Raw genomic sequence first — 20,315 nt, 5'->3', positions numbered from 1 at the left:
TGGCGCTGACCGAGGCCTAGCGCTGGGCTTCGAAATTAAGCAGTTTGCTGGCTACACGGTTGCTGTCGACTTTGTAGCTGCCATCGGCAATCGCTGCTTTCAATTCGGCCACGCGGGCTTTATCGACGGCAGGCTGATCACGCAGCTTGTCAGTGACCTTCTGCAACTGTTGAGCCTCATTGCTGAGGTGTACCGATTCCCCGCTTTTTGCGGTACTGGCCTGTTCGGCCGGGGTATTCAGCGGCGCGGAGGTGCCGGTTTCGGCGGTTTCCTTGGCGTTGCTGGTACGTGTACTGCCCGTAAGTGACGAGGAGCTGTTCAAACGGCTGAAATCGATGACCATGTTAAAAACCTCTGGGAATTTGGACGCTTGCCATGTTCTCGGCCATCCCCTGGAAAACTTTAGGCTCATTTAGCAATGAGCTTGCATGCGCCGTTGCAGATCCTGCTGCGGCACAGTTTAGGGAACAGCTCTGGTCAGCGCCAGTTTTCTGCTTGAGTACTCAGGGGCTTTTCAAATATCCGTTCATACAGCCGCTCACATCACCGCTACATGGCCATTCACATGGCAACTTCCACCTGGCCGGGCGCGATAACCTGCGCCTTGATAACCCGTTGGGAATTGAGGTTTTTCACCCGAATCTGTTCTTTCAGGCCACCGTTGGACAGGGCTTCGCCCGGCATCCGCACGGCGAGGGTGCCGCTGCGGGCGGTGATCACCACTTGATCGCCCTTGCGAACCACTTCCGCCTGTTCCAGATGCACGAGGGTGATGACTTGATCGGCTACCGTTGGTCGGGTCAATTTCTGCCCGATGGCTTCATCCACCGACGTCAGGAAACCCTGATTGATCGTGCTGACGTCGCGCTCGCGCAAGGTCACGTCCTGAGGCTCGATGATGCCGGCGCGTTTGAGTGGTCGCGTGGTGGTGACAATCTCGCGAAACAGGCGGACTTGAGCGGGCACGAACACCGTCCAGGGGGAGGCGCCTTCGCAGCGGACCTTGACCGTGACACGGCCCAGAGGGCGTGCCGGACTCTCCAGTGTCGCTGTCAATTCCTTGTCGCACATAGGCATGCGCATGCGGGGATCGAGCTGGTTGACCTCGATTTCATAACGGCCTTCCGTTTGACTGGTAGCCAGATAGTCTTCTACGGTGAATTCAAGAAAGCCCTGAGTGACGCCGATAAGCATGTCAGGCAAGGTAACCGCATCAGCACCGGCAGGGCTGCCAGCGAAAAAAAGGCAAACGGCGGACATCGCGCAAAGCCCTCTGCGGAGGGGAGATGTCAGGCGTCGGAAAAATGTCGTTTGAGCGTTCATACGAGTTAAAAAGCAAGCGCCGTGCCGTTTAGCAATGAATGTGCGTCGCAACAACACTTGGCGTTGGTGTAGGAGTCTGGGCATGGCTGGTGTAATGGATTCGGTGAACCAGCGCACGCAACTGGTGGGGCAGAATCGCCTGGAGCTGTTGTTGTTCCGTCTCGACGGCCAGCAGCTCTACGGGATCAACGTGTTCAAGGTTCGGGAAGTGCTGCAATGCCCGCAACTGACGCTGATGCCCAAGTCCAGTCCTGTCGTGTGCGGGGTGGCGAATATCCGGGGGGCGACCATTCCGATCCTTGATCTGGCGATGGCGACCGGCTCCGGTGCTTTGAAAGACAAGAACAGTCCGTTCGTGATCATCACGGAATACAACACCAAGACCCAGGGTTTCCTGGTGCGCTCGGTGGAACGTATCGTGAACATGAACTGGGAAGAGATTCATCCGCCGCCCAAGGGCACCGGACGCGATCATTACCTGACCGCTGTGACTCGGGTCGACAATCAGTTAGTCGAAATCATCGACGTCGAGAAGGTGCTGGCGGAAGTTGCGCCGACCCCGGAAGCGATTTCGGTCGGCGTGGTGGATGTCGAGACCCAGAGCAAGGCGTTGTCGCTGCGGGTGTTGACGGTCGATGACTCGTCGGTGGCGCGCAAGCAGGTGACGCGTTGCCTGCAGACGGTCGGTGTCGAGGTGGTGGCGCTGAACGACGGCAAGCAGGCGCTGGATTACCTGCGCAAGCTGGTCGACGAGGGCAAGAAGCCGGAAGAAGAGTTCCTGATGATGATCTCCGACATCGAAATGCCGGAGATGGACGGGTACACCCTGACGGCCGAGATCCGCAGCGACCCTCGCATGCAAAAGCTTCATATCATCCTGCATACTTCGTTGTCGGGTGTGTTCAATCAGGCGATGGTCAAGAAAGTCGGTGCCGATGACTTCCTGGCCAAGTTCCGTCCTGATGACCTGGCATCCCGGGTAGTCGACCGGATCAAAGCAGCAGATATCAGCTAAGGGCCTTCTGCCCCTGGCGTTCAACACGATTTAAGAGGCGGCATCATTTGTCTACGGGTAATTTGGATTTCGAACAGTTCCGGGTCTTCCTGGAAAAAGCCTGTGGCATTTTGCTCGGTGAAAACAAGCAGTACCTGGTGTCGAGCCGTCTCAACAAACTGATGGAGCAGCAAGGCATCAAGTCCCTGGGTGAGCTGGTTCAGCGCATCCAGACCCAGCCGCGCAGCGGTTTGCGCGAGCAGGTGGTCGATGCCATGACGACCAACGAAACCCTGTGGTTTCGTGACACCTATCCGTTTGAAGTCTTGAAGAACAAGGTGCTGCCCGAGGCGATCAAGGCCGCTCCCAACCAGCGTCTGCGGATCTGGTCGGCGGCCTGCTCGTCGGGTCAGGAACCCTATTCGCTGTCGATGTCGATCGATGAGTTCGAGCGGACCAACATCGGTCAGTTGAAGATGGGTGTGCAGATCGTTGCCACGGATCTGTCCGGCAGCATGCTGACCAACTGCAAGACCGGCGAGTACGACAGCCTGGCGATCGGTCGCGGTCTGTCCGCCGATCGTCTTCAGCGCTACTTCGACCCGAAAGGGCCGGGGCGCTGGGTGATCAAGGCGCCGATCAAGAACCGGGTGGAATTCCGCTCGTTCAACCTGCTCGACAGCTACGCCAGCCTGGGCAAGTTCGACATCGTGTTCTGCCGCAACGTGCTGATCTACTTCTCCGCCGAGGTGAAGAAGGACATCCTGTTGCGCATCCACAGCACGCTGAAACCGGGCGGTTATCTGTTCCTCGGCGCTTCCGAAGCGCTGAACGGTCTGCCGGATCATTACCAGATGGTTCAGTGCAGCCCGGGGATCATCTACCAGGCGAAGTGATCAAGACCGGCAACACCAGAAACGGGAGTCCTCAGGGGCTCCCGTTTTTTTATGCCTGAAGGTTTTGCCGGTGGCAGGCGGCAGAAAAGCGGCATCCGGCGGAAACCGGTTGCCGCTTTTCTGGCATTGCCGTGTTGCCGGTTCCGCGCAAAGCCCCGTAATCCGGGGCTTTCTTAAACTGGCACGCCGCTTGCTATAACCCTGTTACGAAAAATCCGGTCACCTGAAGGTTCCCGACATGAGCATCAGCTTCGATAAAGCGCTCGGCATTCACGAAAAGGCTCTGGGCTTCCGCGCCCAGCGTGCCGAAGTGCTGGCCAACAACATCGCCAACGCCGACACCCCGAACTACAAGGCGCGGGATCTGGAGTTCTCCAAAGTGCTCGAAGCACAGAGCCAGAAGAACGCCAACGGCACCATCGCCCTGAACATGACCAACAGCCGTCACATCGAAGCTGAAGGCCTGGGCAATGGCGACGAGTCGCTGATGTATCGCACGCCGATGCAGCCGTCGATCGACCAGAACACCGTGGACGCCCAGCTGGAACAGTCGAACTACGCGGAAAACGCCGTCGGCTTCCAGGCCAGCTTCACCCTGCTCAACAGCAAATTCAAAGGGCTGGTCTCAGCCCTGCGCGGAGAGTAATCCATGTCCCTGTCCAGCGTTTTCAACATTGCCGGCAGCGGCATGAGCGCCCAGACCACCCGTCTCAACACCGTGGCGTCGAACATCGCCAACGCCGAGACCGTCTCGTCGAGCATCGACCAGACCTACCGTGCCCGTCACCCGGTGTTTGCCACCATGTTCCAGGGCGGCCAGAGCGGCGGCAGCAATTCGCTGTTCCAGAACCAGGACGCAGCCGGTCAAGGCGTGCAGGTCATGGGCGTGGTCGAAGACCAGAGCAACCTCGAAGCGCGCTACGAACCGAACCATCCGGCGGCCGACGCCAAGGGCTACGTCTACTACCCGAACGTCAACGTGGTGGAAGAAATGGCTGACATGATTTCCGCGAGCCGGTCGTTCCAGACCAACGCCGAAATGATGAACACCGCCAAAACCATGATGCAGAAGGTGCTGACCCTCGGTCAGTAATAAGGGGCGACTGCCATGAGTGTTACCGATACCACCAGCAGCCTGACGATGAACGACATACTGGCCAACTCTTCGAAGAAGACCAGTAGCACGACCACCGGCGGCATCGCTTCGGCCACCAACAGCTCGACCGGCGGCCAGGCCCTGGGCAAGGACGCGTTCCTGCAACTGCTGGTCACCCAGCTGAAAAACCAGAACCCGCTCGACCCACAGGACAACAGCGCATTCGTTGCCCAGTTGGCACAGTTCAGCAGCCTTGAGGGGATCACCACCCTTAACAGCACCGTCAGCTCGCTGGCCGGCAACTACAACTCGTCGCAAGCCCTGCAGGCTTCGTCGCTGGTCGGCCGCAACGTGATCGTGCAGACCAACTCGGTCCAGCTTGACGATCCGAGCAAAGGCATGACCGGTTCGGTCACCGTCCCGTCGTCGATTGCCGGCGGTACCGTCACCATCTCCGACAGCAGTGGCACCGCCATTCGCACCATCGACCTGGGCAGCCGCGCCGCCGGCAATGCGAGCTTCACCTGGGACGGCAAGGACAAGGACGGCAACCTGGTGAAAACCGGTACCTACACCGTCAAGGCGAACGCCTCGATCAACGGTACCTCGACCGATATGGCGACCTATCTGCCAGCCACGGTCACCAGCGTGACGATCAGCCAGACCGGTGGCGAGCTGATGCTCAACCTGTCCGGCAAGGGCACCGTTGCCCTGTCCAAAGTACAAACCATTGGTATATAGAGCCGACTAACCGGCACAAAGGAGTGGAATATGTCTTTCAATATCGGCCTTAGCGGTCTCTATGCAGCCAACAAGCAACTGGACGTGACCGGCAACAACATCGCCAACGTTGCGACCGCCGGTTTCAAATCGTCCCGTGCAGAATTCGAAGACGTCTACTCGGCCACTCGCCTGGGTAGCGGCAGCAAGGTCATCGGCAACGGTGTGCGCCTGGCCAACGTTTCTCAGCAGTTCACCCAGGGTGACATCAACAACACCGGCAACGTGCTGGACATGGGCATCAACGGTTCGGGTTTCTTCACCCTGAGCAACAACGGCTCGATCTCCTACACCCGTGCCGGTACGTTCAAGGTCGACAAGGACGGCTTCATCACCAACACTGACTACACCTCGCGTCTGCAAGGCTACGGTGTGGACTCCAACGGCAAGGTCATCAACGGCGTGTTGACCGATCTGAAGATCGACACCTCGAACCTGGCGCCGAAGTCCACCTCGCTGGTGACCTCGACCATCAACCTGAACTCGACCGCTCCGGTGATCGACGACACAGCGGCGGCCGGCAAGTTCGACCCTACCAAGACCGAGACCTACACCAAGTCGTTCAGCACCCCGATCTATGACAGCCAGGGTAACTCCCACGTCATGGACCAGTACATGGTGAAAACCGGTGCCAACACCTGGAAGGTCTACACCCTGGTAGACGGTCGTAACCCGGATGCTACCGGTAGCGATCCGAAAATCACCGCACCTGTCGCCTCGACCATGACGTTCGACTCCACCGGTCAGCTGACTCAGGTCAGCACGCCGCCTGCCGTGATCAGCAGCGACCTGAAACTCACTGGCTGGGTGCCGGGCACTGTTACCAACGGCGTGTGGAAGGCCAACGGCGCTTCGGCGAACCCGGCTGGCATCACCATTTCGATGGCCAAGACCACTCAGTTCAACGCTGACACCGCGCGTTCGATCCCGACTCAGGATGGTTACGCTACTGGCCAGATCACCAACCTGACCATCGACGGTACCGGTACGCTGTTTGCCAACTTCAGCAACAACCAGAGCAAGGCCATCGGCCAGGTTGCGCTGGCGAGCTTCACCAACGAGCAGGGTCTGCAGCCGATTGGTGGTACCAGCTGGAAAGAGACTTACGCTTCGGGTATTCCGGGCTACGACGCGCCGGAGACCGGTACGCTGGGTTCGGTTGTTTCGAACTCGCTGGAGGAGTCGAACGTTAATCTGACCAATGAGCTGGTTGATCTGATCAAGGGTCAGAGTAACTATCAGGCGAACGCCAAGACCATTTCGACTCAGAGCACTATCATGCAGACCATTATTCAGATGACCTGATTCTGGGTTTTGGCTGGTTAAGGAGCCCCTCTTTTTGAGGGGCTTTTTTTTGGCTTGGGTTTGGGGGTGGATCCGTTGCTTCGGGTGTTGCGGATTATGGTTCCGCCCTTACGGCGGGTCACTTTGGCAAACGCCCCAAAGTAACCAAAGGTCTGGACCCCGGCGTTCGGCACCTCGCTTTGGCTCGGTGTTCCTTCGTTCCGATGGGGCCGGCATGTCAAGAGCGGTACTCGAGCTAACGCTCATCGTATTGAGTGGTGGGAAGCCAAAGCCAAAGCCAAAGCAGAAGAAGCAGCAGGAGTCGAGTTGCATGCTTTTTTAAACCCAAGTTCAACTCGGTATTTCACGTCGGCGCATCTCTCCCAAACCCCTCACCCTAACCCTCTCCCTCCGGGAGAGGGTTAGGGTGAGGGGGGCTTTTGCTTTTGCTTTTTGCGCGGGCAAAAGAAAACCCCCGACAAACCAGAAGTCTGTCGGGGGTTTCTCGGATCAGGCGTTTCGCAACGCCCGATTCAGCTCAGCTTATTGGCAAGCTTCGCAATCCGGCTCGTCGATGGCGCAAGCCTTCGGTACTGGAGCCGGGCCGGCAGGGGCTGCCAGGACCGAGTCGTCGCCGTGGTTGCCGCCGCTGGATACAGCGTTCAGCTTGCCGGTGTTGATGGTCGACTTCTCGGTGCTGGTCGCGGCCAGGGCACGGAGGTAGTAGGTGGTTTTCAGACCACGGTACCAGGCCATGCGGTAGGTCACGTCCAGTTTCTTGCCCGATGCGCCGGCGATGTACAGGTTCAGCGACTGTGCCTGGTCGATCCACTTCTGACGACGGCTGGCGGCGTCAACGATCCACTTGGTGTCCACTTCGAACGCGGTCGCGTAGAGCTCTTTGAGTTCTTGCGGGATGCGCTCGATCTGCTGAACCGAACCGTCGTAGTACTTCAGGTCGTTGATCATGACCGAGTCCCACAGACCGCGAGCCTTCAGGTCGCGAACCAGGTACGGGTTGATCACGGTGAATTCGCCCGACAGGTTCGATTTCACATACAGGTTCTGGTAGGTCGGTTCGATCGACTGCGATACGCCGGTGATGTTGGCGATGGTCGCGGTCGGTGCGATGGCCATGATGTTCGAGTTACGGATGCCTTTCTGAACACGGGCGCGAACCGGTGCCCAGTCCAGGGACTCGGTCAGGTCGACGTCGATGTACTTCTGGCCACGTGCTTCGATCAGGATCTGTTGCGAATCCAGCGGCAGTACGCCTTTGGACCACAGCGAACCCTGGAACGTCTCGTACGAGCCGCGCTCGTCGGCCAGGTCGCAGGAAGCCTGGATCGCGTAGTAGCTGACCGCTTCCATCGACTTGTCGGCGAACTCGACGGCAGCGTCGGAACCGTAAGGGATGTGCTGCAGGTACAGCGCGTCCTGGAAGCCCATGATGCCCAGACCGACCGGACGGTGGCGGAAGTTGGAGTTCTTCGCCTGCGGTACCGAGTAGTAGTTGATGTCGATCACGTTGTCGAGCATGCGCACGGCGACGTCGATGGTGCGCTTGAGCTTGGCGGTGTCCAGCTTGCCGTCGACGATGTGGTTCGGCAGGTTGATCGAGCCCAGGTTGCAGACCGCGATCTCGTCCTTGTTGGTGTTCAAGGTGATCTCGGTGCACAGGTTCGAGCTGTGAACAACGCCGACGTGCTGCTGCGGGCTACGCAGGTTGCACGGATCCTTGAAAGTCAGCCATGGGTGGCCGGTTTCGAACAGCATCGACAGCATCTTGCGCCACAGGTCTTTGGCCTGGATGGTCTTGAACAGTTTGACCTTGCCTGGGTATTCGGTCAGGGCTTCGTAGTACTCGTAGCGCTCTTCGAAGGCCTTGCCGGTCAGGTCGTGCAGGTCCGGTACTTCGGACGGCGAGAACAGGGTCCATTTGCCGTCATCGAAGACGCGCTTCATGAACAGGTCAGGGATCCAGTTGGCAGTGTTCATGTCGTGGGTACGACGACGGTCATCACCGGTGTTCTTGCGGAGTTCGATGAACTCTTCGATGTCCATGTGCCAGGTTTCCAGGTAGGCACACACAGCGCCTTTGCGCTTGCCACCCTGGTTAACGGCAACGGCGGTGTCGTTCACCACTTTCAGGAACGGAACCACGCCTTGCGACTTGCCGTTGGTGCCCTTGATGTAAGAACCCAGTGCACGAACCGGCGTCCAGTCGTTGCCCAGGCCGCCAGCGAATTTCGACAGCATGGCGTTGTCGTGGATCGCGTGGTAGATGCCCGACAGGTCATCCGGTACGGTGGTCAGGTAGCAACTCGACAGCTGTGGACGCAGGGTACCGGCGTTGAACAGGGTCGGGGTCGAAGCCATGTAGTCGAACGAGGACAGCAGGTTGTAGAACTCGATCGCACGGTCTTCTTTCTGCTTCTCTTCGATCGCCAGGCCCATGGCCACGCGCATGAAGAAGATCTGCGGCAGTTCGAAGCGCACGCCATCCTTGTGGATGAAGTAACGGTCGTACAGGGTTTGCAGGCCCAGGTAGGTGAATTGCTGATCGCGTTCGTGGTTGATCGCCTTGCCCAGTTTTTCCAGGTCGAAGGAGGCCAGCACAGGGTTCAGCAGTTCGAACTCGATACCTTTGGCGACGTAGGCCGGCAGGGCCTTGGCGTACAGGTCGGCCATCTCGTGGTGAGTGGCGCTCTCGGCCACGCCCAGGAAGCCCAGGCCTTCGGCACGCAGGGTGTCCATCAGCAGGCGGGCGGTCACGAACGAGTAGTTCGGCTCGCGCTCGACCAGGGTACGCGCGGTCATCACCAGCGCGGTGTTGACGTCGTTCAGGGCCACGCCGTCGTACAGGTTCTTCAGGGTTTCGCGCTGGATCAGGTCGCCGTCGACTTCAGCCAGGCCTTCGCAGGCTTCGGTGACGATGGTGTTCAGTCGGCCCATGTCCAGCGGCGCGAGGCTGCCGTCGGCGCGAGTGATGCGGATCGACGGGTGCGCCTGTACCGGTTCTTCGGCGGTGGTGCGAACGGCGCGTTCCTTGGAACGGGCGTCACGGTAGATCACGTAGTCGCGAGCCACTTTCTGCTCGCCGGCACGCATCAGGGCCAGTTCGACCTGGTCCTGGATTTCTTCGATGTGGATGGTGCCGCCCGACGGCATGCGACGCTTGAAGGTCGCGGTGACCTGTTCGGTCAGACGGGCAACGGTGTCGTGGATTCGCGACGAAGCGGCAGCGGTGCCGCCCTCAACTGCGAGAAACGCTTTGGTGATAGCGACGGTGATCTTGTCATCGGTGTAAGGAACGACAGTGCCATTACGCTTGATCACACGCAGTTGGCCAGGCGCGGTGGCAGCCAGATCCGAATTCGAATCGGCGGCCTGCGGCAAGGTGCCCTGCGGGTTCTCGCGAGTTGTGTCGGTTTGCATGGGTGTCTCCACGTTCTCTATGTTTGTTTGGGCACCATCACGGTGCCCACCGTTCCGTCCTGAAGCACTACAACCGGCAGTTGCCGGGTAACGACTTCGGGACAGTTCAGGAAGGGGGCCTTGTGGGCGCCGCTTCCATGCCGAAGTCTTCGGTTCGCGCGATACGCGTGAAACCGCATTCCTTTCGGGGAGCAGTTTGGGACTGCAACACCCGTACCGTTTACGCCGTGATCGGCTGAAAAACGGTAGCCATCCGCAGGCGCGGTTTGGGCTTCTGAAAATACGTTTGGTTCAACCCGACAATGGCAATAAAAAGCCTTGAATTCACTGTCCGGTTTGTGTTTGGTTTTTTGGCCTCAACCCCTACATGTAGGGTTTTTTCAAGCGCGGGCTACAAGATAATGCGTTTTGGGGGAGGATTGCAACGGACAGCCTGTGGATAACCCTGTGCGTAAATTGTGTGCGAAATGTCGAATTCACGTGTAGGCCGCGAACCTGCTGAGCTAGACCGTTTGTCACTGTTTTCCACCGCAAAAAAATGCCGCGGCGGAATTTTGAGGGCGCGAACCCTATCACAAAAATCCGCCTTGTCCGAACGCATTTACCGACTTGTGTTCTGGCTGTACGCCGTTTATACAATCGGCCCATGCGCACGCATTCTTATCCTCCTGAAAGATGACAAAAAGACGGGAGGATCCTTCCTTTATAAGCAGCATCGGCAAGCAGAGGTCACCCGTGGAGCAAGAAGCCTGGCAGGTATTGATAGTCGAGGACGACCAGCGTCTGGCCGAACTGACCCGCGAATACCTGCAAGCCAACGGATTGCGCGTGGAGATCGAAGGCAACGGGGCGCTGGCGGCGGCGCGGATCATCAAGGAACAGCCGGACCTGGTGATCCTCGACCTGATGCTCCCCGGCGAAGACGGCCTGAGTATCTGCCGCAAGGTGCGCGACCGCTACGACGGACCGATCCTGATGCTCACCGCGCGCACCGACGACGCCGACCAGATCCTCGGCCTCGACCTCGGCGCCGATGACTATGTCTGCAAACCGGTTCGCCCGCGGCTGCTGCTGGCGCGTATCCAGGCGCTGCTGCGACGCAGTGACACACCGGAGCCGCCTGCGGGCAATCCGCGTCGTCTGCAATTCGGCCCGCTGTTGGTGGACAACGCCTTGCGCGAAGCCTGGCTCAGCGACAGCGGCATCGAGCTGACCAGCGCAGAATTCGATCTGCTCTGGCTATTGGTGTCCAACGCCGGACGCATCCTGTCCCGGGAAGAAATCTTCACCGCACTGCGCGGCATTGGTTACGACGGCCAGGACCGCTCGATCGACGTGCGCATCTCGCGCATCCGCCCGAAAATCGGCGACGACCCCGACCACCCGCGCCTGATCAAGACCGTGCGCAGCAAAGGCTACCTGTTCGTGCCGGAAGCCTGCGTAGAACTGCCGCTGTGAATTCGATCTTCCTGCGCATCTATGGCGGCATGTGCGCGGCGCTTATTCTGGTGGCGGTACTCGGTGTGCTGGCGCTGCACCTGCTGAACCAGGTGCGCAGCGAGCAATATCGCGAGCGTCTGGCCCACGGCACGTTTTCGCTGATGGCCGACAACCTGCAACCGATGAACGAAACCGAGCGCCATCGCGCCTTGCTGGTGTGGGAGCGGCTGCTCGGGATTCCGCTGGCGCTGAAGACCTTCGCCCAGACCGACCTTGACCTGACCCAGCGCACCCGGGTGCAGCGCGGCCAGGCGCTGGTCGAGCAGACCGGCCCGCACGCGGCCAAGGTCTATCGGCTGGTCAGCGACAAGGATCAACTGGTGCTGGTGGGCGAGGTGCAGCAGATCAGCGAGCAACTGGCCCGGGCGACCATTTACCTGTTGGCCGATGAACTGGTGCGGGTGCCCGTGGGCGAGCAGCCCAAACGACTGGCGCAATTGAAGGAGGACAAAGGCTTCGGCTTCGATTTGCGGCTGGTCACCGTCAGCGACGCGGACATGGACGAAGACCAGAGCCGTCGGGTGTCCGAAGGCGATACGGTGATGGCGCTGGGCAAGGGTGGCGATTCGATCCGGGTGTTCGCCGGCATGGTCGGCACGCCGTGGGTGCTGGAAATCGGGCCGCTGTATCAGATGAACCCGTACCCGCCGGAATGGCTGGTGCTGATCGCTGCCCTCGGCCTGACCCTGATCGGCCTGATCGTCTATTTATTGGTGCGTCAGCTCGAACGGCGTTTGCGCGGGCTCGAAGCCGCTGCCACGCGCATCGCCAAAGGCAGCCTGGAAACCCGGGTTCCGGCCCGTGGTGCCGACTCGGTGGGCAAGCTGGCGGCGGCGTTCAACGGCATGGCCGAGCACTTGCAGCAGTTGCTCGCCATCCAGCGTGAACTGGTGCGCGCGGTGTCCCACGAATTGCGCACGCCGGTGGCGCGCCTGCGTTTCGGTCTGGAGATGATCGGCTCGGCCACCACCCCGCAGGCGCTGGAAAAATACCGTGAGGGCATGGACCACGACATCGAGGACCTCGACAAACTGGTCGACGAAATGCTCACGTACGCCCGGCTGGAGCAGGGCTCGCCGGCGCTGACCTTCCAGCGCATCGATCTGGATGCGCTGGTCAATCAGGTGATCGAAGAGCTGGCACCTCTGCGTGCCGAAGTCACGGTGCAGCGCGGTCTGTGCCTGTCGGCGGCGGATTGCGATGACGCCTGGGTCGAGGCCGAGCCGCGTTACCTGCACCGCGCCTTGCAGAATCTGGTGAGCAACGCCATGCGCCATGCACGCTCGAAGGTCACGGTCAGTTATCAGGTCGGGCAGATGCGTTGCCGGGTGGATGTCGAGGACGACGGCCCCGGTGTGCCGGAAACCGCTTGGGAGAAAATCTTCACGCCGTTCCTGCGCCTGGACGACAGCCGCACCCGGGCGTCCGGGGGGCACGGGCTGGGCCTGTCGATCGTGCGGCGGATCATCCACTGGCACGACGGCCGGGCGCTGATCGGCAAGAGCAAGAGTCTGGGCGGAGCGTGCTTCAGCCTGAGCTGGCCGAGGAATCAGGAGCGGCGCTGAAACCGCTTACGCCTGGATGCTCACCAGACTCAGCAACTGCCCGTCCTGCACGCCGAACTGAGCGTCCAGTTCCGTACCGTTGCGCCATTCGCTGGACAGATCCGTCAGGAGCCGCAGCCGCACCTGACCCTGTTCATTCCACTCCAGCACCTCGGCGTGTTCGAAGTAGAAGCGCTGTTGCACGATCGGGTACAGCGCCTTGAACAGGCTTTCTTTCACCGAAAAGGTCAGGGTCACCCAGAGCGCGATCTGATCCCGGGAACCGGCGGCCATGCGCTGCAATTCCGGCGGGGTCAGGATCTCTCCGGCCAGTCGTTCGGCGCGTTCGGCGTTGAGCAGGTTTTCCAGGTCCATGCCCAGTCCGCGCCAGTGCTGTTTGTTGGCGACAATCGCCGCCGCGCGGCCGGTACTGTGGGTGATCGAGCCGCAGATGTGCGCCGGCCAAATGGGCGCGCGGTCCTCGCCGATCGCCGGAACACTGCTCGAACCTTCCAACTGCTGCAACGCTGCCCGGGCGCAAATTCGCCCGGCAAGGAATTCCGCCTGCCGCTTGGCCACCGAACGCTGAATGCTCGGCGGCGGCTCGATGGCGCTGCGCCGGAAGTCATCGCCGAGCAGTTGCGACGGGTCGAAATGGGTGCTCAGCAGCACGGTGTCGGGCAACACCGTCGGCAGCGGCCAATGGGCATCGAGCGGGGTGCAGCAGGCGGGGAGGAAAGGGCTGGCAGTCATGTCGGCATTTTGCCGGGTTGTCTTCGGGCTGGATAGTGCCGACATGAGCGTTCCCACGCTCTGCGTGGGAATGCAGCCCGGGACGCTCCGCGTCCCTTCGCCGTGTGACGCAGAGCGTCACTGTATGCATTCCCACGCGGAGCGTGGGAACGATCAGCAACAGGGGGTCAGCCAAAAATCTTCTTGAAGAACGCCTGCATGTCCGCCCAGGATTTTTCATCGGCAGCCTTGTTGTAGCCAATATCCGGGCCACCGTGATCGCCGTGGCTCAGGCGATCCGCGTCAGGATTGCTGAAGCCGTGCTTGGCGCCGTCGAGGCTGACGAATTGATAGTCGGCACCGGCCTTGTCCATTTCCGACTTGAACGCCGCGACGTTGTCCGGGGTGACCATGCTGTCCAGCGCGCCGTGCTCGACGAGGACTTTCGCCTTCACGCTGCCCGGCGTAGCCGGAGTCTTGGTGGCCAGCGCACCGTGGAAACTCACCACGCCGGCCAGCGGCACACCCTGACGCGCCGCATTCAGCACCACGCCACCGCCGAAGCAGTAACCGATGGCGGCGATTTTATCCTTGTCGGTCTGTGGCTGTTTCTTCAACAGATCCAGCCCGGCCTCAAAGCGCTTGCTGGCCGCATCGGCGTTTTGCGTGGCCGCCTGCATGAACGCCATCGCGTCTTTCGGGTGCTCGGTGTTCTTGCCTTGACCGTACATGTCGATGGCCAGCGCGCTGTAGCCAAGCCCGGCGAGATCCCGGGCGCGGCGCTTGGCGTAGTCGTTCAGGCCCCACCATTCATGCACCACCACCACGCCGGGGCGCGGGCCCTTGATCGCGTCGTCGTAGGCGTAGTAACCGATCAGCTTCGTGCCGTCGGCACTCTGATAGGGAATTTCCTCGGTCTTGATCGCAGCCTGGCTGAGGCCGCTGAAGACAAGGAGGGCGAGGGTTAGAAGCAGGCGCATGATCGGGTCTCCTGACAATAAAGTGGTCAAAACAGCCTAGTTCATTTCATTCAGGCGAGGTTCAGAGAGCGTTCAGGGGCGGTACAGGGGAGGGCCAGTAACCTTGCGCCATACCCGAAGAGCACAACTGAGGAACACTCAATGACTCGTTTGAACAAACTGCTGCTGGCTTTCACCGTCATGAGCGCAAGCATCGCTGCCCATGCCGACACCACCACCAACTTCGCCGGCCTGACCTTTGGCCAGACCAGCGACAAGATCAAAAAATCCAACGCCCTGAACGACAACCTCGGTCACCCGGATGCCACCGCGGCCATCGACGGCAACAACACCTACGGCGTGCGTCTGGGCCAGCAAAACAGCCAGGGTCGCTACTACGCCACCTACGACAACGTGTCCGGCTCGCACAATGGCATTAAACTGCGCCAGGAAAACCTGCTGGGCAGCTACGATCTGTTCTACCCGGTGGGTAGCAGCACCAAGCTGTTCGGTGGCGCCACGGCCGGTCTGACCAAGTTGACCCAGGATTCGCCAGGCTACAGCCGCGACAGTGACATCGGTTACGCCGTCGGCGGCCAGTTCGGTGTGCTGCAGCAAGTCTCGCAGAACACCTCGGTCGAACTCGGTTACCGTTACCTGCGCAGCAACGCCAGCACCGAGATGAAAGAGAGCGGCGGCAGCAAGCAAGGCTCGCTGGATTTGACCAGCAGCGCCCAGACTTACCTGTCGGCCAACTACGCTTTCTAAAGCGCAGTTTGCCTTGGCCCCTGTGGGAGCGAGCTTGCTCGCGAAAGCGGTCTGTCAGTCGACAACAATGTTGACTGATACATCGCCTTCGCGAGCAAGCTCGCTCCCACAGGTGGTTGTCTGGAGATTTCGTTTTACCCGGGAGAAGGTTATGAAACTGTTGGTCGTCGAAGATGAAGCGCTGTTGCGCCATCACCTGCAAACCCGCCTGACGGAGAGCGGTCACGTGGTCGAGTCCGTGGCCAATGCCGAAGAGGCGTTGTACCAGACCGGGCAATTCAACTTTGACCTGGCGGTGATCGACCTCGGCCTGCCGGGTATGGGCGGGCTCGATCTGATCCGCCAGTTGCGCTCGGGCGGCAAGACCTTTCCGATCCTGATCCTCACCGCGCGCGGCAACTGGCAGGACAAGGTCGAAGGCCTGGCCGCCGGCGCCGACGATTACGTGGTCAAGCCGTTTCAGTTCGAAGAACTCGAAGCGCGGCTCAATGCGTTGCTGCGCCGCTCCAGCGGTTTTACCCAGTCGACCATCGTCGCCGGCCCGCTGTTGCTGGACCTGAATCGCAAGCAGGCGACCCTTGATGAGCAACCGCTGGCGCTGACCGCCTACGAATACCGGATCCTCGAATACCTCATGCGTCATCACCAGCAGGTGGTGCCCAAGGATCGGCTGATGGAGCAGTTGTACCCGGATGACGACGAGCGCGATCCGAACGTGATCGAAGTGCTGGTCGGCCGTCTGCGCCGCAAGCTCGAAGGCCCGGCCGGGTTCAAGCCGATCGACACCGTGCGCGGCCTCGGCTACCTGTTCAATGAGCGCTGCACTTGATCCGTTCCCTTCGCGTCCGGCTGATGCTCGCCGCCACCACCCTGGCGGTGTTGTTCATGCTCGCGTTGCTCCCGGCGATGCAGGGCGCGTTCAGCCTGGCGCTGCAGGACTCGATCGAGCAACGGCTGGCGTCCGATGTCACCACGCTGATCTCCGCCGCGCGGGTTGAAAACAACCGCTTGATGATGCCAGCACAGTTGCCCGACGAGCGCTTCAACCTCACGGACAATCGCCTGCTCGGCTACATCTATGACCGCGAAGGGCATCTGGTCTGGCGCTCGAAGGGCACCCAGGAAGAAAAGATCAACTACACGCCGCGCTACGACGGCCTCGGCAACGAGTTCGCGCGAATCCGCGAAGCCAACGGGCAGGAATTCTTCGTCTATGACGTCGAAGTCAAACTGCTTGGCGGCAAAAGCGCGGCGTTCAGTATCGTGGCCCTGCAACCGGTGCGCGAATACGAAACCACCCTCGAAGGCCTGCGGGAAAATCTCTACCTCGGATTCGGCGCGGCGCTGCTGGTGCTGCTCGCGCTGCTGTGGATCGGCCTGACCTGGGGCCTGAAAGCCTTGCGCCGGCTCAGTCAGGAGCTCGACGAAATCGAAGGCGGAACCCTCGAAAGCCTCAGCGAACAACACCCGCGCGAACTGCTGCGCCTGACCGGTTCCCTCAACCGCCTGCTGCACAGCGAACGACAGCAGCGCAGCCGTTACCGCGACTCCCTCGACGATCTGGCCCACAGCCTGAAAACCCCGCTGGCGGTGTTGCAAGGCGTCAGCGAAGACATGGCCCAGCGCCCCGAAGACCGCGATCAGGCGTGGGTGCTGCAAACCCAGATCGAACGCATGAGCCAGCAGATCGGCTACCAGTTGCAACGCGCCAGCCTGCGCAAAAGCGGTCTGGTGCGCCATCAGGTGCGTCTGCGCCCGGTGCTGCAAAGCCTGTGCGACACACTGAACAAGGTCTACCGCGACAAACACGTGCGCGTCGCCTTCGATCTGCCGGAGCACTGTTACGTGCCGATCGAGCAGGGCGCCTTGCTGGAAATGATGGGTAACCTGCTGGAAAACGCCTACCGCCTGTGCCTGGGCGAAGTGCGCATCAGCGTGCGCGAAGGCCTGGACGGAATTGAACTGTGCATCGAAGACGACGGCCCCGGCGTACCACCGGATCAGCGCGCACGGATTCTCGAACGCGGCGAACGCCTCGACCGCCAGCACCCGGGGCAGGGTATCGGGCTGGCAGTGGTCAAGGACATCATCGAGAGCTACAGCGCAAAACTGACACTGGGCGATTCACCGATGGGCGGGGCGGCGTTCAGAATTCATTTTCCGGCGGTGTGACGGTCTACTGCTCCTGCGCCCGATAAGCCCCAGGCGTCAGCCCCGTCCATTTCTTGAACGCTCGATGAAACGCCGACGGCTCGGAGAACCCGAGCTGTTCGGCGATCTGTTGCAACGACAGATCCGCCCGCCCGAGGTGATAAATCGCGATGTCACGCCGCAGCTGATCCTTCAATTCCTGAAAACTGGTGCCTTCCTCGCGCAAATGCCGGCGCAGGGTTTGCGGGCTGATGTGCAGGTGCGCGGCCACGGCTTCCAGGTCCGGCCAGCGTGCGCTGTCATGGCTGAGCAAACGGCGCAGCCGGCTGCTCAGGCTGTTGCCGTCGTCCGGGCGGGACAGCAGGTCGGCGGGGGAGCGTTCGAGGAAATGCTTGAGGGTGCGTTCATCCTGCAACAGCGGCATGTGCAGATAGCGGCTGTGAAACACCAGGCTGCTTTGCGTTGCCGAAAATTCCAGCGGGCAGGAAAACAGCAGATCGTATTCCGCTCCGTGCGCCGGTTTCGGGTAGCTGAAGCTCGCCTGTTCCAGACGAATTCGCTGGCCGATCAGCCAGCTGCCAAGGCGATGCCAGATCACCAGCAGGCTCTCGCTGAGAAAGTGATCCGGATCCCACAATTGCGCATCGTCGAGGCTCAGGCGCACCCATTCGTCTTCATGGGTCAGGGTCAGGCGCGGGGCTTCGGGGAATAGGCTATAAAACAATAAGCCGCGTTGCAGAGCCTTCTCCAGGCTGCGGCAGTGAATGATCGCGTGGCACATCATGGCAAAGCTGCCGGGTTTGCTCGGCGCGTTGCCGAAGCCCAGGTATTCGTCGTCCAGGGCCAGCCACAGGTTCTGGATCAGTTGGGTGAATTGCTCCGGGGCGATCCGCGCGCGCGGCTCGTCGAGCAGTTCGGGGCTGATGCCCAGTTGCTGCAGCAGGTCCGAATAGTCGTAACCCGAGCGCCGCGCGCCACCGAGGGCGGCGCGGGCAAAGTGACTGGCGATGGTGCGTTCGCGCATGAGCGGCAGGTCCTTCCTCTGGCGACCGATGGTAGCGGCTGCCTTTGATCGGTAACAAGGCGGATTTCCGCCAAATTGTAGGACGAGGTCGGGCGAGTTGGCGGAAATCCGCCACACTTGAGTAACCGAACGGTGACACAGAAAAAGCCGTATCCCCTGATATCAAAAGGCTTGCAGCGATTTGCACCAAAGTGGCACGACGTTTGCGATAAGAGCGACAGAAGCGTGCGCCGAGCCGGTCCGGAAAAGCGCCGTTCGACACAACAAATCCCTCCAGTGCAGGAGGGTTCGCAATTCAAGTGTCGCGTTCAACAGATGGATGTTGCCACGCGGGACTCTTGAGGAACTTTGCAATGACGACTCGTCAGCCACTGTACAAATCCCTGTATTTCCAGGTGATCGTCGCAATCTGTATCGGTATTGCGCTCGGCCACTACTACCCGCAGTTCGGCGTGGCCGTAAAGCCGCTGGGTGACGGGTTCATCAAACTGATCAAAATGATCATCGCCCCGATCATCTTCTGCACCGTGGTCAGCGGCATCGCCGGCATGCAGAACATGAAATCGGTCGGCAAGACCGGCGGTTACGCACTCCTGTACTTCGAAATCGTTTCGACCATCGCCCTGCTGGTCGGCCTGATCGTGGTCAACATCGTGCAACCGGGCAACGGCATGCACATCGACGTCAGCACCCTCGACGCCTCGAAAGTCGCAACCTACGTGGCCCAAGGCGCAGACCAGAGCGTTGTCGGCTTCCTGCTCAACGTGATCCCGACCACCATCGTCGGCGCGTTCGCCACCGGTGACATCCTGCAAGTGCTGATGTTCTCGGTGATCTTCGGTTTCGCCCTGCACCGCCTGGGTGCCTACGGCAAGCCGATCCTGGACTTCATCGATCGCTTCGCTCACGTGATGTTCAACATCATCAACATGATCATGAAGCTCGCGCCAATCGGTGCCTTCGGTGCGATGGCGTTTACCATCGGTGCCTACGGCGTCGGCTCGCTGGTGCAGTTGGGTCAACTGATGATCTGCTTCTACATCACCTGCCTGGCGTTCATCCTGATCGTGCTCGGCGGTATCGCCCGCATGCACGGCTTCAGCGTGCTGAAGATGATCCGCTACATCCGTGAAGAGCTGCTGATCGTGCTGGGTACTTCCTCCTCGGAATCGGTACTGCCACGCATGCTGATCAAGATGGAGCGTCTGGGCGCGAAGAAATCGGTAGTAGGCCTGGTGATCCCGACCGGCTACTCGTTCAACCTCGACGGTACCGCGATCTACCTGACTATGGCGGCCGTGTTTATCGCTCAGGCGACCGACACCCACATGGACATCACTCACCAGATCACCCTGCTGGTGGTGTTGCTGCTGTCCTCCAAAGGCGCAGCCGGTGTGACCGGTTCGGGCTTCATCGTACTGGCGGCCACCCTGTCGGCCGTAGGTCACCTGCCGGTGGCCGGTCTGGCGCTGATCCTGGGTATCGACCGCTTCATGTCCGAAGCCCGTGCCCTGACCAACCTGGTCGGTAACGCCGTTGCCACCATCGTTGTGGCCAAGTGGGTCAAGGAACTGGACACCGACGTACTGGACGCCGAGCTGGCCTCGGGCGGTCGTGGTATCGCCGATACCCGTCCTGAAGATGACCTGGGCGTGGCCGAAGGCCCGACCCCGAGCAATGTGAAGTAAGCATCGCTTGAATGGAAAAACCCGCTTCGGCGGGTTTTTTCTTGTCTGCGATTTAAGTGCACGATTTGAGCGCAACGGTCAGCGCAACTGATGGATCCGGTAATTGCCCCATCGCCGATGGCTGCCTAGGCTGCATGC

The 20,315-nt window shown here is 60.4% G+C and carries 18 protein-coding genes; 12 read left to right on the top strand and 6 right to left on the bottom strand.

The features are described from left to right. Positions 1-16: 16 nt before the first annotated feature. Both flgM and flgA read right to left on the bottom strand, forming a co-directional pair. A complete protein-coding gene (flgM, locus tag AC0R79_RS23130) occupies positions 17-343 on the bottom strand; it encodes a flagellar biosynthesis anti-sigma factor FlgM (protein WP_007960324.1) in 327 nt (108 codons plus the stop codon). Between the two features lie 218 nt (positions 344-561). Continuing rightward, positions 562-1,323 (bottom strand): flagellar basal body P-ring formation chaperone FlgA, encoded by a 762-nt coding sequence (flgA, locus tag AC0R79_RS23125; protein ID WP_081493604.1) that lies wholly within the window; start codon positions 1,321-1,323, stop codon positions 562-564. 82 nt (positions 1,324-1,405) lie between these two features. On the opposite strand from flgA, the gene AC0R79_RS23120 reads away from it, so the two are divergent. From AC0R79_RS23120 to flgE, 6 genes are all read left to right on the top strand, one after another. Beyond that, positions 1,406-2,338 carry a chemotaxis protein CheV gene (locus AC0R79_RS23120; RefSeq protein ID WP_007960326.1) on the top strand — a complete coding sequence of 311 codons (933 nt, stop codon included), beginning with the start codon at positions 1,406-1,408 and terminating at the stop codon, positions 2,336-2,338. A gap of 47 nt (positions 2,339-2,385) precedes the next feature. Then, complete coding sequence (gene cheR / locus AC0R79_RS23115) at positions 2,386-3,213, top strand: protein-glutamate O-methyltransferase CheR (RefSeq protein WP_007960327.1); 828 nt, start codon at positions 2,386-2,388, stop codon at positions 3,211-3,213. 238 nt (positions 3,214-3,451) lie between these two features. Continuing rightward, on the top strand, positions 3,452-3,859 hold the full coding sequence (gene flgB / locus AC0R79_RS23110) for a flagellar basal body rod protein FlgB (protein ID WP_007960328.1): 408 nt from the start codon (positions 3,452-3,454) through the stop codon (positions 3,857-3,859). Between the two features lie 3 nt (positions 3,860-3,862). Next, positions 3,863-4,306: a flagellar basal body rod protein FlgC gene (flgC, locus tag AC0R79_RS23105; protein ID WP_007960329.1), complete on the top strand. Its 444-nt coding sequence runs from the start codon at positions 3,863-3,865 to the stop codon at positions 4,304-4,306. Between the two features lie 15 nt (positions 4,307-4,321). Then, a complete protein-coding gene (gene flgD, locus AC0R79_RS23100) occupies positions 4,322-5,050 on the top strand; it encodes a flagellar hook assembly protein FlgD (RefSeq protein ID WP_375747722.1) in 729 nt (242 codons plus the stop codon). 30 nt (positions 5,051-5,080) lie between these two features. After that, positions 5,081-6,394 (top strand): flagellar hook protein FlgE, encoded by a 1,314-nt coding sequence (gene flgE, locus AC0R79_RS23095; protein WP_127799405.1) that lies wholly within the window; start codon positions 5,081-5,083, stop codon positions 6,392-6,394. Positions 6,395-6,916: 522 nt separating this feature from the next. Here the strand turns inward: flgE and AC0R79_RS23090 are convergent. Then, entirely contained in the window at positions 6,917-9,811 is a 2,895-nt protein-coding gene (locus AC0R79_RS23090) for a ribonucleoside-diphosphate reductase subunit alpha (RefSeq protein WP_127799403.1), read from the bottom strand. Between the two features lie 735 nt (positions 9,812-10,546). Between AC0R79_RS23090 and AC0R79_RS23085 the strand changes: the two genes are divergently transcribed. Both AC0R79_RS23085 and AC0R79_RS23080 read left to right on the top strand, forming a co-directional pair. Then, positions 10,547-11,269, top strand: coding sequence for a response regulator (locus AC0R79_RS23085; protein WP_474731778.1), 723 nt, complete (start codon positions 10,547-10,549; stop codon positions 11,267-11,269). Next, positions 11,266-12,876 (top strand): ATP-binding protein, encoded by a 1,611-nt coding sequence (locus AC0R79_RS23080; protein ID WP_007957745.1) that lies wholly within the window; start codon positions 11,266-11,268, stop codon positions 12,874-12,876. Before AC0R79_RS23085 ends, AC0R79_RS23080 begins: the two co-directional genes overlap by 4 nt. Before the next feature lie 6 nt (positions 12,877-12,882). Here the strand turns inward: AC0R79_RS23080 and AC0R79_RS23075 are convergent, their stop codons facing one another. Both AC0R79_RS23075 and AC0R79_RS23070 read right to left on the bottom strand, forming a co-directional pair. Continuing rightward, positions 12,883-13,608 (bottom strand): 4'-phosphopantetheinyl transferase family protein, encoded by a 726-nt coding sequence (locus AC0R79_RS23075; protein ID WP_127799399.1) that lies wholly within the window; start codon positions 13,606-13,608, stop codon positions 12,883-12,885. A 167-nt stretch (positions 13,609-13,775) separates the two neighbouring features. Next, positions 13,776-14,567, bottom strand: coding sequence for a dienelactone hydrolase family protein (locus AC0R79_RS23070; protein WP_127799397.1), 792 nt, complete (start codon positions 14,565-14,567; stop codon positions 13,776-13,778). Between the two features lie 141 nt (positions 14,568-14,708). Here AC0R79_RS23070 and AC0R79_RS23065 point away from each other — a divergent pair, with 141 nt between their 5' ends. The 3 genes from AC0R79_RS23065 to AC0R79_RS23055 all read left to right on the top strand — a co-directional run bounded on the left by AC0R79_RS23065 (position 14,709) and on the right by AC0R79_RS23055 (position 17,486). Beyond that, positions 14,709-15,314 (top strand): hypothetical protein, encoded by a 606-nt coding sequence (locus tag AC0R79_RS23065; protein WP_474731777.1) that lies wholly within the window; start codon positions 14,709-14,711, stop codon positions 15,312-15,314. A gap of 151 nt (positions 15,315-15,465) precedes the next feature. Further along, entirely contained in the window at positions 15,466-16,143 is a 678-nt protein-coding gene (locus AC0R79_RS23060; RefSeq protein WP_007957754.1) for a response regulator transcription factor, read from the top strand. Beyond that, a complete protein-coding gene (locus AC0R79_RS23055; protein WP_474731776.1) occupies positions 16,140-17,486 on the top strand; it encodes an ATP-binding protein in 1,347 nt (448 codons plus the stop codon). The genes AC0R79_RS23060 and AC0R79_RS23055 overlap by 4 nt, the downstream gene beginning before the upstream one ends. A gap of 4 nt (positions 17,487-17,490) precedes the next feature. Here AC0R79_RS23055 and AC0R79_RS23050 read toward each other — a convergent pair whose 3' ends face one another. After that, positions 17,491-18,489: an AraC family transcriptional regulator gene (locus AC0R79_RS23050; RefSeq protein WP_085654900.1), complete on the bottom strand. Its 999-nt coding sequence runs from the start codon at positions 18,487-18,489 to the stop codon at positions 17,491-17,493. Between the two features lie 353 nt (positions 18,490-18,842). On the opposite strand from AC0R79_RS23050, the gene AC0R79_RS23045 reads away from it, so the two are divergent. After that, positions 18,843-20,177, top strand: coding sequence for a dicarboxylate/amino acid:cation symporter (locus AC0R79_RS23045; protein ID WP_007957758.1), 1,335 nt, complete (start codon positions 18,843-18,845; stop codon positions 20,175-20,177). Positions 20,178-20,315 lie beyond the last annotated feature (138 nt).

This window comes from Pseudomonas sp. HD57-3 (genome assembly GCF_056113135.1).
This window is presented reverse-complemented; position numbering and strand designations above follow the sequence as displayed.

Coding starts and splice junctions, on each gene's coding strand:
- flgM (WP_007960324.1), bottom strand. CDS start 343: ATGGTCATCGATTTCAGCCGTTTGAACAGCTCCTCGTCACTTACGGGC.
- flgA (WP_081493604.1), bottom strand. CDS start 1,323: ATGAACGCTCAAACGACATTTTTCCGACGCCTGACATCTCCCCTCCGC.
- AC0R79_RS23120 (WP_007960326.1), top strand. CDS start 1,406: ATGGCTGGTGTAATGGATTCGGTGAACCAGCGCACGCAACTGGTGGGG.
- flgB (WP_007960328.1), top strand. CDS start 3,452: ATGAGCATCAGCTTCGATAAAGCGCTCGGCATTCACGAAAAGGCTCTG.
- flgC (WP_007960329.1), top strand. CDS start 3,863: ATGTCCCTGTCCAGCGTTTTCAACATTGCCGGCAGCGGCATGAGCGCC.
- flgD (WP_375747722.1), top strand. CDS start 4,322: ATGAGTGTTACCGATACCACCAGCAGCCTGACGATGAACGACATACTG.
- flgE (WP_127799405.1), top strand. CDS start 5,081: ATGTCTTTCAATATCGGCCTTAGCGGTCTCTATGCAGCCAACAAGCAA.
- AC0R79_RS23090 (WP_127799403.1), bottom strand. CDS start 9,811: ATGCAAACCGACACAACTCGCGAGAACCCGCAGGGCACCTTGCCGCAG.
- AC0R79_RS23075 (WP_127799399.1), bottom strand. CDS start 13,608: ATGACTGCCAGCCCTTTCCTCCCCGCCTGCTGCACCCCGCTCGATGCC.
- AC0R79_RS23070 (WP_127799397.1), bottom strand. CDS start 14,567: ATGCGCCTGCTTCTAACCCTCGCCCTCCTTGTCTTCAGCGGCCTCAGC.
- AC0R79_RS23065 (WP_474731777.1), top strand. CDS start 14,709: ATGACTCGTTTGAACAAACTGCTGCTGGCTTTCACCGTCATGAGCGCA.
- AC0R79_RS23060 (WP_007957754.1), top strand. CDS start 15,466: ATGAAACTGTTGGTCGTCGAAGATGAAGCGCTGTTGCGCCATCACCTG.
- AC0R79_RS23050 (WP_085654900.1), bottom strand. CDS start 18,489: ATGCGCGAACGCACCATCGCCAGTCACTTTGCCCGCGCCGCCCTCGGT.
- AC0R79_RS23045 (WP_007957758.1), top strand. CDS start 18,843: ATGACGACTCGTCAGCCACTGTACAAATCCCTGTATTTCCAGGTGATC.